Origin of the sequence: Pseudomonas sp. 18175 (assembly GCF_050432925.1) — a bacterium.
In the GTDB taxonomy this organism is placed as follows: Bacteria; Pseudomonadota; Gammaproteobacteria; order Pseudomonadales; family Pseudomonadaceae; genus Aquipseudomonas.
This window is the reverse complement of record NZ_JBKFTO010000035.1, coordinates 1-19,132: the sequence shown is the minus strand read 5'-3', so window position 1 is coordinate 19,132 and position 19,132 is coordinate 1. Positions and strand designations below refer to the sequence as shown.

Here is a 19,132-nt window from a genome sequence, read left to right as displayed (position 1 = left end):
ATGAAGACCCGCGACCGTATCCTTGAATGTGCCCTGCAGTTGTTCAACCAGAAGGGCGAGCCGAACGTGTCGACCATGGAGGTGGCCAATGAAATGGGGATCAGCCCCGGCAACCTCTACTACCACTTCCATGGCAAGGAACCGCTGGTGCTTGGGCTGTTCGAACGTTTCCAGAACGAACTGGCGCCGCTGCTCGATCCACCGGCAGATGCTCAACTGGAGGCGCAGGACTACTGGCTGTTCCTACACCTGATTGTCGAGCGCATGGCCCACTACCGGTTTCTGTTTCAGGACCTGTCCAACCTGGCGGGGCGCTTGCCGAAGCTGGCCAAGGGCATTCGCAACCTGCTCACGGCACTCAAGCGGACCCTCGCGTCGTTACTGGCGCGATTGAAGGCAGCCGGGCAGTTGGTCAGTGACACTCAAGCCTTGGGGCAACTGGTTGAACAGATCACGATGACCCTGCTGTTCTCCCTGGACTACCAACGAATCCTCGACCGTGAAGGCGAAGTACAGGTGGTGATCTACCAGATCATGATGCTGGTGGCACCGCACCTGTTGCCTCCTGCGCGCCAGGCGACCGAGCGATTGGCCCTGCGTTACTTGGATAGCCCTATTTAACTTACAGCAATAAGAAAAAATTCTTACAACTACCGCATCAACCTGCCCCTCCAAACTGCTGAGTGATTTTAAACAATTCACTGTCAGATTTTATACCCAACTTTCGATAAGCCGATTGTTTCTGCGTGCTTATCGTACTCGCACTTCGCGAAAACTTGGCCGCAATTGAGTTCACCGACATACCGTCCAGAAAGCAACGCAGCACCTCCTGCTCTTTTGGCGTAAGGCTGGCGTTCAAGCGCACAGGAGACGAGATTTCCATCTTCGACTTTATACTGGTCACCTCCAACATCGACTGCGCCCCCTGCAGCGCAGGCAACATGCAGGGTTCCAAGTAAATGCGCCCTTGGGCCACCGTTCGAATCGCCGTGATCAACTCAGTCAGGTTTCGGGTCTTTCCCAACACCCCCCAACTTCCCGCCTTCAATGCCAGTGAAACAGTCGCCGGGGTGCAGTGAGAGGACACAACAATACATTTGCATTTGCTAAAGCGCCTACTCAGCGTCTGGATCAGGCTGAGGCCATCGATGTCCGAGGGCCCCAGGACAAAATCCATGACCACCACATCCACAGGCCTCTGGGCCAGGGCCTCCAATAATTCCCTACCGGTGCCGAAGGAGCCGACCACATCTAGGTCAGCTTCTTTGCTCAGGCCCAACTCGATCCCCTGCCGGACCATTTCATGGTCATCCAGTAATATGACGGTGTGCATCTTAGAAATTGAACTCGCCATCAGGAAACCCGCATAAGTAAATACCGCCAACCCCAAGTAACGTTGAACTATTACGAACACGGTATATCCCAGCCATCCACAGGTATCAATACAGCAAAATAATAAGTCCCATTCTTTCAGGAGAGTCTTACAGCCACGTCTTACACCAAAAAGTCAATTCAAAATCTTTCATAAAATGGACGATTTTCGAATAATCACGAGACAAACATCGCTACTTCTCTATAGGCAATTACATGCGCATTAGACAAATATTCCTCCCGCCAAGCCGACGCCTTCAACGCACGTTTAGAGGCACGGGTCTATCACTACCTGCGGCAGGCCTCACCGATAACTCAAGATTGGGAATACTATGAAATTCAATGCGCTCTCCACAGTTGCGGCAGCTCTAGCCCTGGCCGCCGCTGTATCGCAATCGGCACATGCAGCGATTGACGGCAACATCAACTTTTCCGGCCAAGTAAACGATACGACCTGCACCGTAGAAGGCGTTGCACCAGGCACGGGGGCTGTGGTCAAGGACGTCAACCTGGCAAGCGTTTCTGCCTCACGTCTGGCAAACCCGGGTGATCGCGCCAACCTGACCGGCTTCACCATCCGTGTGGGTGGGCCTGGCCAAGGCACTTGCACCAACGGCCGAACCGCTTTGGTTCTGTTCGACCCAACCAGCCCGGCCATTGACGTGGCAACCGGTCGCTTGAACATCGATGGCTACGATGATCCGTCCGATACCACCAACGCCAAGAACGTCCAGGTTGAGGTGACCAACCGTGACGGCTCGCCGATTCACGTTTACACCGAAAAATCCCAAGGTGTGGTAATCGCCGATAACCAGGCGGTTATCCCAATGGCCGCGCAGTTCTATGCCACTGCACCCGCCACCGAGGGCTTGGTCAAGACCCGTGTTGGTTTCACGGTCGTGTACGCCGACTAAGGGGCGAGCAGGCTTGCCTCTGCAAGCCTTGCATGCACCGGACCTGCGGTAACTACGCAGGTCCTTCCCCTGTTTCGATGAGACTTTGCGACTATGAAAAAACTGGCCTGCCTCGCGCTTGCCACCTGTGGCCTTGGATTGTCATTGCTGCAAGCGCTTCCCGCCCATGCAGGCGTAATTATTTACGGCACCCGCGTGATCTACCCAGTCGAACAACAGGAGGTTGTGGTACGGCTGGAAAACAAAGGCGACCGCCCGGCGCTGGTGCAAACCTGGCTGGATGCGGGCGACATTCGCTCGACGCCGGCAACGGCGCAAACGCCCTTTACCCTTTCGCCACCGATCTTTCGCATCGAACCTAACCAGCAACAGGCAATGCGCCTGCGCTATTCCGGCGAGGCGGCACCCACCGACCGTGAAAGCCTGTATTGGCTGAACGTGCTGGAAGTGCCACCGGTTACCACGGGCTCCGAGCAAAACAACCTGATCGAATTGGCGTTTCGCACCCGCCTGCGGGTGTACGTACGCCCGTCGAACCTGCCTTACCCCGTGGGCAGCGCGCCGTCAAAACTGCAATGGCAACTGGTGAACCACAACCAGGGCTTTGCGCTGCAAGCGACAAACCCTACGCCCTACCATATTTCCCTGACATCGGTGGACTTGTTGAGCGACGGCAAGCGGTTCAGCAAAGCGCCGAACCAGGAGCCCAACGACAGCCTGTTGCTGCCTGCCGGCGACGTGAAAGTGTTTGCGTTACCCCAACTACGTGATCGACCCAACGGCACGGTCAAAATCGAATTCACCAGCGTCAGCGACTACGGTGCCCGCGTGCGCCATTCAGCTGGCCTAACCCCTACTGCCTCGCGGTGACCGCTGTATGAATGCCATCTTCCATCTGCCCATCAAGCTCATGACCTTGGCGCTTGCCCTGTTCGGCGCCGTTTCCGTGCACGCAAGCGTTGTGATCAACAACACCCGGATCATCTACCCGCAGAATGACAAAGAGGTCACCGTCAGGCTTGAGAGCAAGAACCAGGCGCCGGTGCTGATCCAGGCCTGGCTGGACAGTGGCAACGAGCATTCAACACCGGACCTGGCCGGGATCCCCTTTATTGCCACGCCGCCGGTCTTTCGCATGGAGCCCGGAAAGCAACAGGTCGTGCGCTTGGCGTATACAGGCGAGGCCTTGCCTCCCACACAAGAAAGCCTGTTCTGGTTCAACCTGCTGGAGGTCCCTGCACAATCCCAAGGTGCCGAGCAAAGCAATCAATTGCAGCTCGCCTTCCGCTCCCGGATAAAACTGTTTTTCCGCCCCAAAGGCTTGCCCTACGGGGTTGAGAGTGCTCCCGGGAAACTGGAATGGCGCCGTGAGACAACCCAGCAAGGCCAAGTCCTGGAGGTCTATAACCCTACGCCCTATCACGTGACGTTCGAGCAGGTCGAAGTGCTGGATTCAAAGCAGCGGCACGCCCGCAAGGACGCCGCAACAAGCGCAGAAAACATGGTGGTACCAGGGGGGCGCAACCGCTACGAGCTGCCCAGCCTCAAGTCGCCGCCGGGCAATGCAGCCACCGTAGAGTTCCAGACACTCGACGACTTCGGCGTAAAGGTTTCCCACAGCGCCAAGCTTTCAACATGACCGACGAGACCTACCGCACCTCATAGCGTCCTGATCGCCTAACCCACTTCATTACACACGTTCGGTTGATGCCCATTTTTCAGGGTAGGGCTTCCCTTTGCCCGAATTCAGACAGCACCTCTTTTTGGAAATGGTAAACATGAGTTTGAACACGCCCGCCAGCACTGGAATTTGGTCCCTGACACGCCCTCGGTTGACGCTTACCGCACGCTGCCTGTTGTTGCTCAGTGGGGCCCAGGCGATGAGCGCCCAGGCCGTCGAAAACGTCGAATTCAACCCGGCCTTCTTTCCTGACGGTGCAGGTGGCCAGCAGGTCGATATTTCGAAATTCAGCCAAGGCAACATCGTGCTGCCAGGCAGCTATCGCACCGACGTCCACCTCAACGGCCAATGGCTCGGCCGCGAGACCTTGTCCTTCGTTGCCGTTGAAGGCAAAGACTCTGCACAAATGTGCCTGGAGCGCGATGCACTGCTGCGGGTAGGCGTTGACCTGGATGCGGTGCAACAACAATCTGCCGAGACCGGCGCGCCTGCGCCGCCGCCGTTTGACCGCTGCGCGGACATCGCCACTTACCTGCCAGGCGCCACCAGCCAGTTCGACTCAGGCGAAAACCGCCTGGACCTTCAGATTCCACAGATCTACCTGACACGCAAGGCGCGCGGCTACGTGGACCCCAAGCACTGGGACAGCGGGGTCGATGCCGCTTTTGTACGCTACAACGCCAACACCTTCGCAACCCGCACCAACGGTCGCTCGTCCGACTCTCACTACCTGGGCCTGAACACCGGGCTCAACCTGGGCGACTGGCATTGGCGCCACAACGGCAGCTTCAGCCAGACCGATGCTGGCTCGGGCTACCAAAGCAGCAGCACCTATGTGCAGCGCGAGTTGAGCCCACTGCGCTCGCAACTGGTAATAGGCGAGATCTACACCCCTGGCGAACTGTTCGACAGCGTGCGCCTGCGCGGTGCCAGCCTGTTCACCGATGATCGGATGCTGCCCGACTCCCAGACCGGATTCGCCCCGGTCGTACGGGGCATTGCCGAGACCAATGCCCGGGTCACCGTGCGCCAACGTGGCGTGTTGCTCGATGAGGTGTCGGTCGCGCCAGGCCCGTTTGTGCTCAACGACCTGTTCCCCACCGGCTATGGCGGCGACCTGACGGTCACGGTGACCGAAGCCGACGGCCGCCAACGCGAATTCATCGTACCGTTTGCCGCCAACGCCAACTTGCTGCGTGCAGGCCACAACCGCTACTCCTTAAGCTTCGGCCTGCTGGACGAAATTGGCCTGCAAAACCCGCCCAAGCTGATGCAAGCCACTTACCAACATGGCCTGAACAATTTGCTGACCGGCTACACCGGGGCCGTGGTGGGCGAAGACTATCGCTCGCAATTAGTGGGTACGGCCTTCAACACTCCGTTTGGCGCACTGTCTTTTGACCTGACCAACTCCAACGCCTACCTGCCAGGCTACGGGTCCCGCGACGGGCAAAGCCTGCAGTTGCGCTACAGCAAGAACTTCACCGACACCGGCACCCACTTTGCCCTCGGTGCCTATCGTTACTCCACCGAAGGCTTCCTGACCATCGGCGACGCAGCCAGGGTGCGCGACCTGGCCATCGAGGGGCGCAGCCTGGACAACCTGTCGCGCATCCGCGACAGGATGGACATCAGCCTCAACCAGAGCCTGGGCAATGGTTCGGTGTACCTGACCGGCTCGTCGCAAAACTACTGGAATCGCTCCAGCGGCAACGTGACCTTCACGGCAGGCTACACCAGTAGCTGGAAAGGCATGAACTACACCCTCAGCGCCCAGCGCACCACGGACCTGCTCAGCGACAGGGTCGACAAACAAGTGGAACTGAGCGTGAGCCTGCCGTTGGGCAATGACGCACGTGCACCGACTTTGACCACCACGGCCTACCGCGGCAACCAAAGCAGTGGCGAGCGGGTGAACCTCGGCGGCACCCTGGGCGAGCGCAGCGAGTTTAGCTACGGGCTGGGTGGCACGCGCACCCAAGGCAGTAGCAACACGATGTCGGCCGATATGAAGTACCAGGCCAGTCATGGCGTGCTGTCTGCAGGTTACGGACAAAGCAACGCCTACCGTGCAACGTCCCTGGGCATTACCGGCGGCATCGTCGCCCATGCAGGCGGCGTCACCTTTGCCCCGGAACTGGGCGACACCATCGGCATCGTCCAGGCCCCGGATGCCCAAGGCGCGCGCATCAATGGCAACCACGGTTCCCAAATCGGCAAGAGCGGTTACGCCGTAGTACCTCACCTCACCCCGTATCGCCAGAACGTCGTGGAACTGGACCCCAAGGACCTTTCCGTGGACGTGGAACTCAAGACCGCCGCGCAAAACATCGCGCCTCGCGCGGGGTCGGTGGTAAAGCTGCAATTTGAGACCACCAGCGGCCAGGCGATCTTGATCACAGCCCTGCGCGAGGACGGGACACTGCTGCCGTTTGGTTCGGATGTGTTTGATGAGAGTGGCGCCAGCGTGGGCATCGTCGGCCAGGGTGGCAAGGCGTTTGTGCGCGTGGCGCGTCCACAGGGAACGTTGACCGTGAAGTGGGGCGCCAACACCGATGCCTCTTGCTTATTGCAATACGGCCTTGTGGCGGAAGAAGGGGCAGGTGGCAACAACCGTTTGCGCCACCTGGACGCAGGCACTTGCCAAGCCAATTCCGGCAAATGATCGGGTGCGCTCAGAAGCTCAACTTATTCCTGTGGGACCCAAGATGAAACATTCCATCAAGCTCGTTTTAACAATGCTGGCCCTCGGCCTGCCGCATGCCGTTTATGCAGCATGTGACCGCTATGCCAACGTTGAAAATAGCGTCTCCTTTCCAGCAACGATTAACGTGCCGACTACCTTGCCTGTAGGAGCGCTAATTACGAGCCAAGCGTTTGGAGGCCCCTATCCGATCATTGTCATGAACTGCAACACCCCAGTGACAACAGCAGTAATCGGGCAATTGGGTGCCCCTGTCAGAACCGGCATTTATCAAACCAGTGTTGCCGGCATCGGTATGAGGGTATGGGGAACCTTTAATACGGGGCTCTCCACAACATTGAGGCTAGACAACCACGGTTCAATACTGCCCCCCGGGGCAAACCAACATAACTACACTTCATTGCGGGCAGAATTTTATAAAACCGGCCCCGTCGGGAGCGGTACGCTGGCGGCCGGGCGAATTATTGAACTCACCTTTAACGGCAACAGAGTTCATCGCTTGGTTCTCAATACCGCCATACGTTTTGTCAACCCAGCAACCACCTGCGACCTGGCTGCTGGCGACGTCAACCGCACGATCACCTTCGCCCCGATAAAAACCAGCGACCTGAAAGACGTCAACTTTGCCGGCATGCAAAATTTCGAGCTGACCGCAAACTGCACCGGCGCCAGCAAAGTCACCTTTCGTTTCAGCGGTACCCCTGCCAACGGAAACAGCCTGTTCTTCGCCAACACCGGTACGGCCGAAGGGGTAGCCCTGTGGATGGGTTCAAACCTGAACGGGGTGCAGCAGACCATCTCGCCGAATGCCAATAACGTGCGCGAGGTGCCCGTTTCCGGCAATCGTGCGGTCCTGCCGATGCTCGCCGCGTACCACAAAAACGGCACGGTCGGCGCGGGCACGCTCGTAAGCAACGCCACCGTCAACATCACTTACAACTAATCCGGCTGACACTTCGGCGGCAAAACCGTGTGCGATCCAGGGGGCGCCTTACGCCTTATCGAGGAACAAGAACATGAAACACTCGAGCAAAATCATCTTGACAGTGCTGAGCCTTGGTCTGCCGATCAGCGCTCAGGCGCTGTGCACGGGGTACCCGAATGTTACCTATGGCGTGAACTTTCCAGACACCATCACGGTGCCCAAATCCCTTCCTGTGGGCGGGATGATTACCAGCCGGGCATTTAACGGTCCTTTTCCGTACATGAAGTTCTACTGCGGTGCCGGCATGGTACAGGCCTACACAGGACGCTTTTCGTCTAGCTCATCGGCGCCAGGGGGCGTGATTTATCACACGAATGTTCCCGGCATCGGGATGCGGGTGATAGAGAGTGACAACTACGAGCCCCCCTTCAGCGTGCCGCTACGAAATGGCAGTAAAACATGGTGGTCGAACACCAATTACATCCATTTCGTCACCACGTTACGCGCAGAGTTTTTCAAAATAGGGCCTGTAACGAACGGTACCTTGGCCAGTGGAAATCTTCAGGACTCTGCACTCGATGGGCACAGGGGTCGCATTCAGATTCGACTCAACAACTCGGTACGTTTCGTCAACCCAGCCGCCACTTGCGACTTGGCCGCCGGTGACGTCAACCGCACCATCACCTTCGCCCCGATAAAAACCAGCGACCTGAAAGACGTCAACTTTGCGGGCATGCGCAACTTCGAACTAACCGCAAACTGTACCGACGCTACCAGCGTCACCTTTCGTTTCACCGGCACCCCTGCCAATGGAAACAGCTTGTTCTTCGCCAACTCCGGCTCGGCCGAAGGAGTGGCCCTGTGGATGGCTTCAAACCTGAACGGGGCGCAGCAAACCATCTCGCCGAATGCCAATAACGTACGCGCGGTGCCCGTTTCCGGCAATCGAGCGGTCCTGCCGATGCTCGCCGCGTATCACAAAAACGGCACGGTCCGCGCGGGCACCCTTATCAGTACCGCCACCATCAGCATCACCTACAACTGATGGCGTCACGGTGCACAGCGCCACATATCTCATCACGGGGTTGAAAATGAAGCTGTCGGTTAAATGTCTTTTGACACTGATGTTTCTCGGACTGCCAGTTGCCGCCCACGCGACGTGCGGTAGGTATCAAAACGACACGTTTACACTCAATCTTCCGGCGACCATCGCGGTGCCTGACAGCCTTCCCATCGGCAGTGTCATAACCCGCCAGGCATTCAACGGCACAGCTCCCAACTGGAACACGTTCTGCATCCTGGCTACCCGATGGGTCAACGGGCGCTACCCTAACAATCATAACCAAGGTGTGCACCCCACGGAGGTTCCAGGCATCGGCATAGCCGTTCGGATGACATCGCACAACGGGAGCAGCTCACTCCACACGCTTCATAACATAGCTCCGCTCACCTTTTCCGGACCGTCTTCGAGCTTCACTTCGGCAGAAGCAACTTTCTACAAGATTGGCCCCGTAACCACAGGAACAGTGCCCAGCGGATACTTCTTCGAGCAAAAGTGGACTAAGTCTTCGAGCACGTTTCGCCTGCAACTTGGCAGCCCGGTGCGCTTCATCCGGCCGGCCGCCACCTGCGACCTGGCGACCGGTGACGTCAACCGCACGATCACGCTCCCCACCATACAAGCCAGGGCCTTGCATGATGCCGTCTCTGCGGGCGCACTCAACTTTGAACTGACTGCCACTTGCACCAACGCCAGCAACGTCACCTTTCGTTTCACCGGCACCCCCGCCATTGGAAACAACGCGCTGTTCGCCAATACCGGCAGTGCCGGTGGCGTAGCGTTATGGCTGTACTCACGTGCCGGTGGCGTAGCGTTATGGCTGTACTCACGCACCAGTGGCACACCCCAAACCATCAGCCACAACGGCACACGCATGGTCGCTGTTTCCGGCAATCGCGCGGTGTTGCCGCTCGGCGCCGCTTACTACCGAAACGGCGTGGTCGGCCAAGGCACGCTGGCCAGCACGGCCACTGTCAACATCACCTACAACTGAAACCAGAAGGAAACCCTGATGAAACTGCGAAACCTCCCCCTACTACTGGCGATTACTGCTGGCCTGGCCAGCACGGCTGCCCAAGCGGCGACCACAGGCAATTTGCTGTTTGCCGGCACGGTCAACGCGGGCACGTGCAACCTGGCAGCTGGCGATGAGAACCGCACCATTACATTGCCAACGATCAAGGTCCCAGATCTCGATACGAGCCCTTTTGCGGGGAGTTTTGATTTCGAGATATCTGCCGATTGTGAGTCGGACCTGCGAAATGTGATTTTCCTGTTCACCGGTACTGCGTCCTCCGGCAACGGCCTGCTGTTTGCCAACACAGGAACCTCCGGTGGCACAGCCCTTTGGTTGACGTCTCGGTTACCAAGCCTTCAAACCATTCCGGCCAACGGTACACCCGCCCAGCGAAGCCGAACGGTAGCTACAAGTGGCAACAAGGCAATACTTGCACTCAGAGCGGCCTACCACAAAACCGATGTTGCGGTCACCCAAGGCACCTTGGCCAGTGCCGTGACGGTCTCCATCACTTACAACTAAATAGGGAAGTCTGATGAAATTACGACATCTCCCCCTCATGCTCGCAATCACAGCAGGCCTGGCCAGCACGGCTGCCCAGGCCGCGACCACCGGCAGGCTGACTTTTAACGGTCTGGTCACCGCAGGCACGTGCAATCTCGCGGCCGGTGATGTGAACCGCACCATTACACTGCCGACAGTGAAAGTTTCCGACTTTGATAACTCCAACACCGCAGGGCTTGTGCAATTTGAGCTCACTGCCGATTGCGAATCCGACATCCGGTTTGTGAACTTTCTGTTCACGGGCCCTTCGTCGGTTGGAAACGCCACGCTCTTTGCCAATACGGGAAGCTCAGGCGGGACAGCACTCTCACTCTCCCACCGTAACGTCGCGTACATTCCCGCCAACGGCACTGTCGCCGAGCGAACCCGCACAATTCCAACCACCGCTGGAAAAGCCGTTTTACCGATGAACGCGAACTACCATAAAACCGGCTTAGCGCTCAGTGCGGGCAACCTGGCCAGTGCGGTTACCGTTTCTATCAGCTACAACTGAAACGACCTCATTGCGAACAGGCAAAAAAAACCCGGCCTTAGCAGGCCGGGCTTTTTATGTGCCCTGAAACAATCAGGACTGACTGGACGGCGTCGGCGTTACCGGCGTTGCAGTCGCAGTAGCGGCAGGGGTGGGCGCGGACACCGAGTTGGCTGTCGAAACGCTTGGTGCCGAAGTGGCTGGCTTGGCAGCAACAGCAGGCTTGGCCGCCGCAGGCTTTTTGGCCACCGCTGGTTTTTTCGCCACGGCAGGTTTTGCCGCAGGCTTAGTCGCTGCCGGCTTGGCGGCCGGTTTCGCGGCGGCTGGCTTGGCAGCAGCAGGTTTGGCCGCTGCGGTTTTAGCCACAGGCTTGGCCGCTGCTTTGGCCGCAGGTTTCGCCGCAGGTTTGGCTGCTGCTTTGGCCGCAGGCTTGGCAGCCGCTTTAGCAGCCACAGGTTTAGCAGCAGGCTTGGCGGCCGGTTTGGAAGCGGCGGCTTTTGCCGCAGGCTTGGCGGCTGCTTTTGCTGGGGCCTTGGCAGCCGGCTTGGCGGCAGCTTTTACCAATGGCTTGGCTGCCGTTTTAGCGGCGGGTTTTGCAGCAGCGGTTTTAGCGACAGGCTTGGCAGCCGGTTTGGCCGCTGCGGTTTTTACCGGAGCCACTTTGGCGCCAGTGAGTTTTTCGATTTGCTTGGTCAGGGTGTCGACCTTGCTGTGCAGCGTCTTCAGTTCGGCTTTGCTAGGCACGCCCAGTCGCGAAATGGCACTGTTGAGGCGCTTGTCGAACGTTTCTTCCAACTTGCCCCAGGCGTCAGAAACGCTCGACTTGGCGGAGCCGGCAGTTGCCTTGGCCGCTTCAACTTTTTTACCGACGGTGCTTTTGGTCAACTTCTCGGCCTTCTCGCCGTCCTTGACCAAAGTCTCGAAGTATTTGCCGCCGTCACTGCTAACCTTCGAGTACACGCCTAAACCAGCCAGCCAGATCTTACGGGAATATTTTTCAACTTCCCCGACCCACGAGCTGCCTTCTTTCTGAGTAGTCTTTTTAACAGCCATCCCGATGTCTCCTTAGTGTTTACGCGCGACACGTTCGAGCAATGCCGTCAGCTCTTCGAGCTTAGCAGAGAGTGTCTCCACGTCATGTTTAGACGCAATGCCGATTCGATTCAAGGCACTTGCAACACGAGTATCAAAAGCTTTTTCAACTTTATCCAGCTGAACTTCTACCAGACCTTTGACGGAGGAGACATTACTCTTTACTTGGTCAATCTGACTGTTGGCGGCCTCAAGTTGTTCAACTGCAACTTTTTTGCCTTTACTTTCAACATGTTGACCCGTTTTAACCAGCTCTTTGAAGTACTCGCTGCCTTCGCTGCCGACCTTGGCATAAGCCCCCAGGCCTGCCAGCCAAATCTTGCGGGCGTAGGATTTAACGTCACTCAGGGCAGTGGTGTGGGCGTCGATTTTTTTCTTCAAGATAACTTTGGCCATGGTGCACCTCACGCAGAATAGGGGGGAGGAACGGCCCACAGGAGTTGAGGGCTTGGGCACAAAGTAGGAGGAAAAATTAGAATCGGCACCCTAGAACACAACGTTCAAGCAAGCGCTTTATCCAGGGCTTTCTCGATTTCGGACTTGATGGTGCCACTCATGGCCGACATCAACAGCCCCAGTTCCACATCAATGCGCAGCGAATCATCGGCTACAAGTACGGTGCCTTTAACCCCCGAACGCTTGAGGTTCAAGGTATCGCCGGACCACGACGGTTCCAGGCCATATTGCTCCTGAAGTTTTTGCGCCAACTTGTCGGCCTTTGCCCGCGCCCCTTCTTTACCCAGGGAATGTGCACGCTCAACGGTTATACGGGCCATTGCAATGACTCCTCTTTAATAGCGGTTTGGATACCTTCTATGCGGCAAAAGGTCTCGGTGGCCGTCATTCTATACCTTGTAGTGAGCGGGCTCGCCCCGCGCTGGGTGGCGAAGCCGCCCTAAACCCAAGCAACTCGGTCTTCCTGAAACACCGCGGCGGCCCTATTGGGGCGGCTTCGCCACCTAGCGCGGGGCAAGCCCGCTCACTACAGATGAGCCTTGCCAAGACAAAGCAGGCCTTGGGGATTATCATGTCCCGCATTCTCTTTTGGTGACAGCGATATGACTGATCAGCGCAAAGGCAGCGATGCCGAACCCACCACTCACTTCGGCTTCAAGAACGTCCCGGAAAGCCAAAAGGCGGAAAAAGTCGCTGAGGTGTTCCACTCCGTCGCGGCCAAGTACGACCTGATGAACGACGTGCTCTCGGGCGGCATGCATCGCCTGTGGAAGCGTTTCACCATCGAGCTGTCGGGCGTACGCACCGGTAACCGCGTGCTGGACATCGCCGGCGGTACGGGCGACCTGGCGGCCAAGTTCTCCAAGCTCGTCGGCCCTACCGGCCAGGTCGTGCTGGCCGACATCAACGGCTCGATGCTCAAGGTCGGTCGCGATCGCCTGCTGGATAAAGGCGTGGCCGGCAATATCGAATTCGTCCAGGCCGACGCTGAAAAGCTGCCGTTCCCCGACAACCATTTCGACTGCGTAACCATCGCCTTCGGCCTGCGCAACGTCACCCACAAGGAAGACGCGATCCGCTCCATGCTGCGCGTGCTCAAGCCGGGTGGCCGCCTGTTGGTGCTGGAGTTCTCCAAGCCGACCAACGCGATCATGTCCAAGGTCTACGACACTTACTCCTTCGCCTTCATGCCGTTGATGGGCAAGCTGATCACCAATGACGCCGAGAGCTACCGCTACCTGGCCGAATCGATCCGCATGCACCCCGACCAGGAAACCCTCAAGTCGATGATGGTAGACGCCGGCTTCGACCGCGTGACCTACCACAACATGACCTCCGGCATCGTCGCCCTGCACCGCGGCATCAAGCCCTGATGCTGTTCCAAGGTCTTCTCGCCAGCGTCGAGCACGGGGTTAACCGTGTACTGCGACTGGACAGCACCGCCCTGGCGCGGCTTGCGCACCTCAACGGCAAAGTGATTGCCGTGGACTGCCGCAGCCCCGCCTTGCAGCTGTTTATCCTGCCCAGCGATGAAGGCCTGATGCTCGCCGCCCAATGGGCCGCCGAGGCCGACTGCACCCTGCGCGCACCGGCCTCGAGCCTGCTGCACCTGGCGCTGAGCCGCAACAAGACCGCAATCTTGCACAGCGCCGAGGTGGAGCTGGAAGGTGACAGCTCGGTGCTGATGGACCTGGCCGCCGTGCTGCAAGACCTGGAGCTGGACTGGGAATTCGAGCTGTCACGCTGGATCGGCCCGGTGGCCACCCAGTTGATCAGCGGGCACCTGCGCAGCCGCTCGCGTTGGTACCAACAGGGGTTCGCCAGCCTCAACCAGAACCTCGCCGAATACCTGAGCGAAGAATCGCGCACCCTGGTCGGGCAACGGGAAGCGCAAGCGCGCTTTCGTGAACTCGACAAGGCCAAAATCGACCTGGAACGCCTTGAGGCACGCTTCGAGCGCCTGAGCCGTTCCCTTGATCCAAGCGATAACGCATGAAGCTGCTCGCCGTCCGCCGTTTGTTTCGTATCCAGCGCGTCGTAATCCGCTATCAACTCGATGACCTGCTGTTCGCCCTGCCCCTGCCGTGGTTCCTGCTGGCGGTGCGCTATGTGCTGCCGTGGCGCTGGTTCCCGCGCAAAAAGCTGGAGCTGAGCCGTGGCGCGCGCCTGCGCCTGGCGTTGCAGGATTTGGGGCCGATCTTTATCAAGTTTGGGCAGATCCTCTCCACCCGTCGCGACCTGCTGCCCGAAGACATCGCCGATGAGCTGATGCTCTTGCAAGACCGCGTACCGCCGTTCGATCCGCAGCTGTCGATGAAGCTGATTGAAGAACAGCTGGGCCAAAAGATCAGCGAAGTGTTCAGCCGTTTCGACGTCGAGCCCCTGGCCTCCGCCTCCGTGGCCCAAGTGCATGCGGCGCAGCTCAAGAGCGGCGAAGAAGTGGTGGTGAAGGTGATTCGCCCCGGCCTCAAGCCGATCATCGGCCAGGACCTGGCGTGGCTGTTCATCCTCGCCCGCGCCGCCGAGCGTTTCAGTGCCGATGCGCGTTTGCTGCACCCGGTGGATGTGGTCGCCGACTACGAGAAAACCATCTACGACGAACTCGACCTGCTGCGCGAAGCCGCCAACGCCAGCCAGCTCAAGCGCAACTTCGAAGGCTCGCCCCTGCTGTACGTGCCGCAAGTGTATTGGGACTGGTGCCGCCCCAAAGTGCTGGTGATGGAGCGCATCTACGGCGTGCAGGTCACCGACCTCGCCACCCTGGCCGACCAACGCACCGACATGAAAATGCTCGCCGAGCGCGGTGTGGAGATTTTCTTCACCCAGGTGTTCCGCGACAGTTTCTTCCACGCCGACATGCACCCAGGCAATATCTTCGTCAGCACCGTGAACCCGTGGAGCCCGCAGTACATTGCGATCGACTGCGGCATCGTCGGCAGCCTGACCCCGCAAGACCAGGACTACCTAGCGCGCAACCTGTTCGCCTTCTTCAAACGTGACTACCGCCGCGTGGCGCAGTTGCACATCGATTCGGGCTGGGTGCCGGCCGAGACCAAGCTCAACGAATTCGAAGCAGCGATTCGTACCGTGTGCGAGCCGATCTTTGAAAAACCACTGAAAGACATTTCCTTTGGCCAGGTGCTGATGCGCCTGTTCCAGACTGCACGCCGCTTCAATATGGAAGTGCAGCCGCAGTTGGTACTGCTGCAAAAAACCCTGCTGAACATCGAAGGCCTGGGCCGTCAGCTGTACCCGGACCTGGACCTGTGGAACACCGCCCAGCCGTTCCTGGAGCGCTGGATGCGTGAGCGGGTCAGCCCCAAGACGCTGATCGGCAACCTGCACAGCCAGTTCGAACAATTGCCGCACTTGGCCAGTATGACCCGCGACCTGCTGGAGCGCATGTCCCAGCCCCACGCCAAGGACCCACCGCCGCCGTGGCACAAGCGCAAGGATGACTGGTTCCTGCGCCTGCTGGGCGCCGCGCACTTGGTGGGTGGCGTGATACTGGGCCTGGGCGGGCCATTGAATGCGTTGGGCCACTGGCCGGCCGGCATCATGGTCGCCGTGGGTGTTTATCTGATCGTGCGTCGATAGCCAATCCGGTTATACACTGTCGCAAATTGCCGGAGCCGAACATGAAAGACTGGCTGGACGAGATCAAGTGGGACAGTGACGGCCTGGTGCCGGCCATTGCCCAGGACTACAAAACCGGGCGCGTGCTGATGATGGCCTGGATGAACCGCGAGGCCTTGAGCCTCACCGCCACTGAGCAGCGCGCCATTTACTGGTCACGCTCGCGTGGCAAACTGTGGCGCAAGGGCGAAGAGTCCGGGCACGTGCAGACCCTGCACGAGATGCGCATCGACTGCGACGCGGATGTGATCATCCTCAAGGTCGAGCAGATCGGCGACATCGCCTGCCACACCGGCCGTCACAGCTGCTTCTATCGCGTGTTCGAGAATGGCGAATGGAAAGTGGTGGAACCGGTGCTCAAAGACCCGCACGCCATCTACTCGGCAGGACACTAGACATGAGCGATACCCTCAACCGCGTGGCCCAGGTGCTGGAAGACCGCAAAGGCGCAGACGCCGACAGCTCCTACGTTGCAAGCCTGTACCACAAGGGTTTGAACAAAATTCTGGAAAAGCTCGGCGAAGAATCCGTTGAGACGATCATCGCCGCCAAGGACGCACAAATCAGCGGCGATTGCAGCGACGTGATCTACGAAACTGCAGACCTTTGGTTCCACAGCCTGGTCATGCTCGCCCAACTGGGGCAGCATCCACAGGCCGTACTGGATGAACTGGACCGTCGCTTTGGCTTGTCCGGGCACGCCGAAAAGGCCTCGCGCCCGACTACCTGACTCACTTTCACAGAGGAATTGCAGCATGGGCATTTTTGACTGGAAACACTGGATCGTCATTCTGGTGGTGGTCGTACTGGTATTCGGCACCAAGAAACTCAAGAACCTGGGCACTGACGTGGGCGAGTCGATCAAGGGCTTTCGTAAAGCCATGAACGACGACGAAAAGCCAGCCGACCCTGCGGCCAGCCCAGTACCGCCAGCGCAGCCTGTACACCCCCAGGCCGCCCAGCCGATCAGCGAGCGTCGTACCTTCGACGTACAGGCTGAGAAAGTCGAAGAGCCGACCCGCAAAGACTCGTGAGCACTGACTAATGTTTGGTATCAGCTTCTCTGAACTGCTGCTCGTCGGCCTCGTGGCCCTGCTGGTACTGGGGCCAGAACGCCTGCCCGGTGCCGCGCGCACGGCCGGCCTGTGGATCGGGCGCCTGAAACGCAGTTTCAACGCCATCAAACAGGAAGTTGAACGGGAAATCGGCGCCGACGAAATCCGCCGCCAACTGCACAACGAGCACATCCTGTCGTTGGAGCAAGAGGCCCGCAAGATTCTGTCGCCGGTGCAGGAGCCTGCCAAACCGGTTGAGCCTGTGGCCGAACAGAGCATCGCACCTGCGCCGGTTATCGAAGCCACACCTGTTGCGCCCACCGAGCCTGCGCCGACGCCTGCTGCGTCGCCCGCGCCCCATGACCCTACTTTGCCGCCGCGAGCCCCATGAGCGCTGATAAACCGGAAAACGACCAGCATATGCCGCTGGTCTCGCACCTCACCGAGCTGCGTACCCGCCTGCTGCGTTGCGTAGCGGCCATCTTCATCATCTTTGCCGGGTTGTTTGCCTTTACCCAGCAGATCTACACCTTCGTCTCCACGCCCCTGCGCCAGTACCTGCCGGCCGGCGCGACGATGATTGCCACCGATGTGTCGTCGCCATTTCTCACGCCGTTGAAGCTGACGATGATGGTGTCGCTGTTCCTGGCGATCCCGGTGATCCTGCACCAGATCTGGGGCTTTATCGCACCGGGCCTGTACAAGCATGAGAAGCGCATCGCGGTGCCATTGCTGGTGTCGAGCATCCTACTGTTCTACACCGGCATGGCGTTCGCCTACTTCCTGGTGTTCCCGCTGATCTTCAAATTCTTCGCCGCCGCCACCCCGGCCGGTGTGGAAATGATGACCGACATCACCAGTTACCTCGACTTCGTGATGACGCTGTTCTTCGCCTTTGGCGTGGCCTTCGAAATCCCCGTGGCCGTGGTGCTGCTGGTGTGGATCGGCGTGGTCAACGTGGCGTACCTGAAGAAGATCCGCCCGTACGTGATCATCGGCTGCTTTGTGGTGGGCATGATCCTTACCCCGCCGGATATCTTCTCCCAGACCCTGCTGGCCGTGCCGATGTGGATGCTGTTCGAGATCGGCATCCTGTTCAGCGGTTTGATCAGCAAACGTGGCGACCATCCGGACGACCAACCCGAAGACGACCAGCCGCCAGCGACCCAGCCGTGAACCTATTGCTGCTGGAGGAGGCCGACTTTATCGCGGCCGACCGCGTGGTGCTGCGTGACCGACGCCTGGTGCACATGCAGGAAGTGCACCGCGCCGCCGTAGGCGACAACCTGCGGGTCGGCCGCATCGGCGGGCTGATGGGCAATGCCCAGTTGCTGCGCCTGGACGCCGGCGAAGCCGAGCTGCAAGTGAGCTTCGACCAGCCGCCGCCGGCCAAACTGCCCCTGACCCTGCTGCTGGCCCTGCCCCGCCCGAAAATGCTGCGCCGGGTGCTGCAAACCGTGGCCGCCATGGGCGTGCCCAAGGTGGTGTTGGTCAACAGCTACCGGGTGGAAAAGAGCTTTTGGCAAACGCCGTTTCTGGAACCCGAGGCGGTTCGCGAACAACTGATCCTTGGTTTGGAACAGGCGCGGGATACGGTGTTGCCCGAGATCATCATCGAGAAGCGCTTCAAACCGTTCGTCGAAGACCGCCTGCCGGCCATGGTTGACGGCACCTTGGGGTTGATCGGCCATCCCGGCGATTACCCGGCCTGCCCGCGTGGGCTGGATGAGCCGGTGACCCTGGCCATTGGCCCGGAGGGAGGCTGGATTCCCTATGAAGTAGACCTTCTGGCCAAGGCCGGCATGCAGCCGGTACAGTTGGGCGCACGTATCCTGCGGGTTGAAACCGCCGTCACCGCCCTGCTCGCCCGCCTCTTCTAACCCAAATCCAAACCCCATGTGGGAACTCGCTTGTGTGTGTGTGGCTTGCCTGCGATGACCATAGGTATCTACACAACTTTGAGTGTTGCGCTGGACATGTGGGAGCGGGCTTGCTCGCGAAGGCGGTCTGTCCTGCGGCTGAGTTTTGTTGGATGTACACCGGTCTAATGTGTGAGCTGGCTTGCCTGCGATGGCATTTTTTCGGTGTACATATCCGTTATTTGGGTAACGGCGGCTTATGGTTCCGCCCTTACGGCGGCTCACTTTGGAAAAGCCCCAAAGTAAGCAAAGGGCTCTTGCCCCA

At 59.0% G+C, this 19,132-nt stretch carries 23 protein-coding genes; 19 read left to right on the top strand and 4 right to left on the bottom strand.

The genetic code is table 11. From position 1 onward, the window contains the following. Entirely contained in the window at positions 1-621 is a 621-nt protein-coding gene (locus tag ACLD1Y_RS29820; protein WP_185704835.1) for a TetR/AcrR family transcriptional regulator, read from the top strand. Positions 622-658: 37 nt separating this feature from the next. Here the strand turns inward: ACLD1Y_RS29820 and ACLD1Y_RS29815 are convergent, their stop codons facing one another. Continuing rightward, positions 659-1,333 (bottom strand): response regulator transcription factor, encoded by a 675-nt coding sequence (locus tag ACLD1Y_RS29815; protein WP_429481261.1) that lies wholly within the window; start codon positions 1,331-1,333, stop codon positions 659-661. 370 nt (positions 1,334-1,703) lie between these two features. On the opposite strand from ACLD1Y_RS29815, the gene ACLD1Y_RS29810 reads away from it, so the two are divergent. The 9 genes from ACLD1Y_RS29810 (at position 1,704) to ACLD1Y_RS29770 (ending at position 10,730) form a co-directional block, all read left to right on the top strand. Then, a complete protein-coding gene (locus ACLD1Y_RS29810; RefSeq protein ID WP_429481246.1) occupies positions 1,704-2,285 on the top strand; it encodes a fimbrial protein in 582 nt (193 codons plus the stop codon). A gap of 93 nt (positions 2,286-2,378) precedes the next feature. Continuing rightward, entirely contained in the window at positions 2,379-3,155 is a 777-nt protein-coding gene (locus ACLD1Y_RS29805) for a fimbrial biogenesis chaperone (protein ID WP_429481245.1), read from the top strand. Positions 3,156-3,162: 7 nt separating this feature from the next. Beyond that, positions 3,163-3,924, top strand: coding sequence for a fimbrial biogenesis chaperone (locus tag ACLD1Y_RS29800; protein WP_429481244.1), 762 nt, complete (start codon positions 3,163-3,165; stop codon positions 3,922-3,924). Between the two features lie 139 nt (positions 3,925-4,063). Then, positions 4,064-6,631 carry a fimbria/pilus outer membrane usher protein gene (locus ACLD1Y_RS29795; RefSeq protein ID WP_429481243.1) on the top strand — a complete coding sequence of 856 codons (2,568 nt, stop codon included), beginning with the start codon at positions 4,064-4,066 and terminating at the stop codon, positions 6,629-6,631. A gap of 43 nt (positions 6,632-6,674) precedes the next feature. Then, positions 6,675-7,613, top strand: coding sequence for a fimbrial protein (locus tag ACLD1Y_RS29790; RefSeq protein WP_429481242.1), 939 nt, complete (start codon positions 6,675-6,677; stop codon positions 7,611-7,613). A gap of 73 nt (positions 7,614-7,686) precedes the next feature. Next, a complete protein-coding gene (locus tag ACLD1Y_RS29785) occupies positions 7,687-8,640 on the top strand; it encodes a fimbrial protein (RefSeq protein ID WP_429481241.1) in 954 nt (317 codons plus the stop codon). A 46-nt stretch (positions 8,641-8,686) separates the two neighbouring features. Next, positions 8,687-9,649, top strand: a complete 963-nt coding sequence (locus ACLD1Y_RS29780; protein WP_429481240.1) for a fimbrial protein — start codon at positions 8,687-8,689, stop codon at positions 9,647-9,649. Positions 9,650-9,667: 18 nt separating this feature from the next. Beyond that, entirely contained in the window at positions 9,668-10,195 is a 528-nt protein-coding gene (locus tag ACLD1Y_RS29775) for a fimbrial protein (RefSeq protein WP_429481239.1), read from the top strand. A gap of 13 nt (positions 10,196-10,208) precedes the next feature. Next, on the top strand, positions 10,209-10,730 hold the full coding sequence (locus ACLD1Y_RS29770) for a fimbrial protein (RefSeq protein ID WP_429481238.1): 522 nt from the start codon (positions 10,209-10,211) through the stop codon (positions 10,728-10,730). Positions 10,731-10,802: 72 nt separating this feature from the next. Here the strand turns inward: ACLD1Y_RS29770 and ACLD1Y_RS29765 are convergent, their stop codons facing one another. From ACLD1Y_RS29765 to ACLD1Y_RS29755, 3 genes are all read right to left on the bottom strand, one after another. Then, positions 10,803-11,762, bottom strand: coding sequence for a phasin family protein (locus tag ACLD1Y_RS29765; protein WP_429481237.1), 960 nt, complete (start codon positions 11,760-11,762; stop codon positions 10,803-10,805). A 12-nt stretch (positions 11,763-11,774) separates the two neighbouring features. Beyond that, on the bottom strand, positions 11,775-12,197 hold the full coding sequence (locus ACLD1Y_RS29760) for a phasin family protein (RefSeq protein ID WP_429481236.1): 423 nt from the start codon (positions 12,195-12,197) through the stop codon (positions 11,775-11,777). Positions 12,198-12,301: 104 nt separating this feature from the next. Further along, complete coding sequence (locus tag ACLD1Y_RS29755; protein ID WP_101265670.1) at positions 12,302-12,577, bottom strand: polyhydroxyalkanoic acid system family protein; 276 nt, start codon at positions 12,575-12,577, stop codon at positions 12,302-12,304. 282 nt (positions 12,578-12,859) lie between these two features. Between ACLD1Y_RS29755 and ubiE the strand changes: the two genes are divergently transcribed. Genes ubiE through ACLD1Y_RS29710 form a run of 9 tightly spaced genes read left to right on the top strand, consistent with a single transcriptional unit; the run spans position 12,860 to position 18,828 of the window. After that, positions 12,860-13,630, top strand: a complete 771-nt coding sequence (gene ubiE / locus ACLD1Y_RS29750) for a bifunctional demethylmenaquinone methyltransferase/2-methoxy-6-polyprenyl-1,4-benzoquinol methylase UbiE (protein ID WP_159960255.1) — start codon at positions 12,860-12,862, stop codon at positions 13,628-13,630. Continuing rightward, on the top strand, positions 13,630-14,253 hold the full coding sequence (locus ACLD1Y_RS29745; protein WP_429481235.1) for a ubiquinone biosynthesis accessory factor UbiJ: 624 nt from the start codon (positions 13,630-13,632) through the stop codon (positions 14,251-14,253). The genes ubiE and ACLD1Y_RS29745 overlap by 1 nt, the downstream gene beginning before the upstream one ends. Beyond that, the gene (gene ubiB / locus ACLD1Y_RS29740) at positions 14,250-15,854 is read left to right on the top strand and encodes a ubiquinone biosynthesis regulatory protein kinase UbiB (RefSeq protein ID WP_429481234.1); all 1,605 of its coding nucleotides are present in this window, start codon (positions 14,250-14,252) and stop codon (positions 15,852-15,854) included. The genes ACLD1Y_RS29745 and ubiB overlap by 4 nt, the downstream gene beginning before the upstream one ends. Positions 15,855-15,895: 41 nt before the next feature. After that, positions 15,896-16,288, top strand: a complete 393-nt coding sequence (gene hisI, locus ACLD1Y_RS29735; protein ID WP_429481233.1) for a phosphoribosyl-AMP cyclohydrolase — start codon at positions 15,896-15,898, stop codon at positions 16,286-16,288. A 2-nt stretch (positions 16,289-16,290) separates the two neighbouring features. Beyond that, a complete protein-coding gene (locus ACLD1Y_RS29730) occupies positions 16,291-16,623 on the top strand; it encodes a phosphoribosyl-ATP diphosphatase (RefSeq protein ID WP_105695035.1) in 333 nt (110 codons plus the stop codon). Between the two features lie 25 nt (positions 16,624-16,648). Beyond that, positions 16,649-16,927: a twin-arginine translocase TatA/TatE family subunit gene (locus ACLD1Y_RS29725; RefSeq protein WP_429481232.1), complete on the top strand. Its 279-nt coding sequence runs from the start codon at positions 16,649-16,651 to the stop codon at positions 16,925-16,927. A gap of 10 nt (positions 16,928-16,937) precedes the next feature. Then, the gene (gene tatB, locus ACLD1Y_RS29720) at positions 16,938-17,339 is read left to right on the top strand and encodes a Sec-independent protein translocase protein TatB (protein WP_429481231.1); all 402 of its coding nucleotides are present in this window, start codon (positions 16,938-16,940) and stop codon (positions 17,337-17,339) included. Further along, positions 17,336-18,124: a twin-arginine translocase subunit TatC gene (gene tatC / locus ACLD1Y_RS29715; protein ID WP_159960263.1), complete on the top strand. Its 789-nt coding sequence runs from the start codon at positions 17,336-17,338 to the stop codon at positions 18,122-18,124. The genes tatB and tatC overlap by 4 nt, the downstream gene beginning before the upstream one ends. Continuing rightward, positions 18,121-18,828 (top strand): 16S rRNA (uracil(1498)-N(3))-methyltransferase, encoded by a 708-nt coding sequence (locus ACLD1Y_RS29710; RefSeq protein WP_429481230.1) that lies wholly within the window; start codon positions 18,121-18,123, stop codon positions 18,826-18,828. The genes tatC and ACLD1Y_RS29710 overlap by 4 nt, the downstream gene beginning before the upstream one ends. The last annotated feature ends 304 nt before the right edge of the window (positions 18,829-19,132 follow it).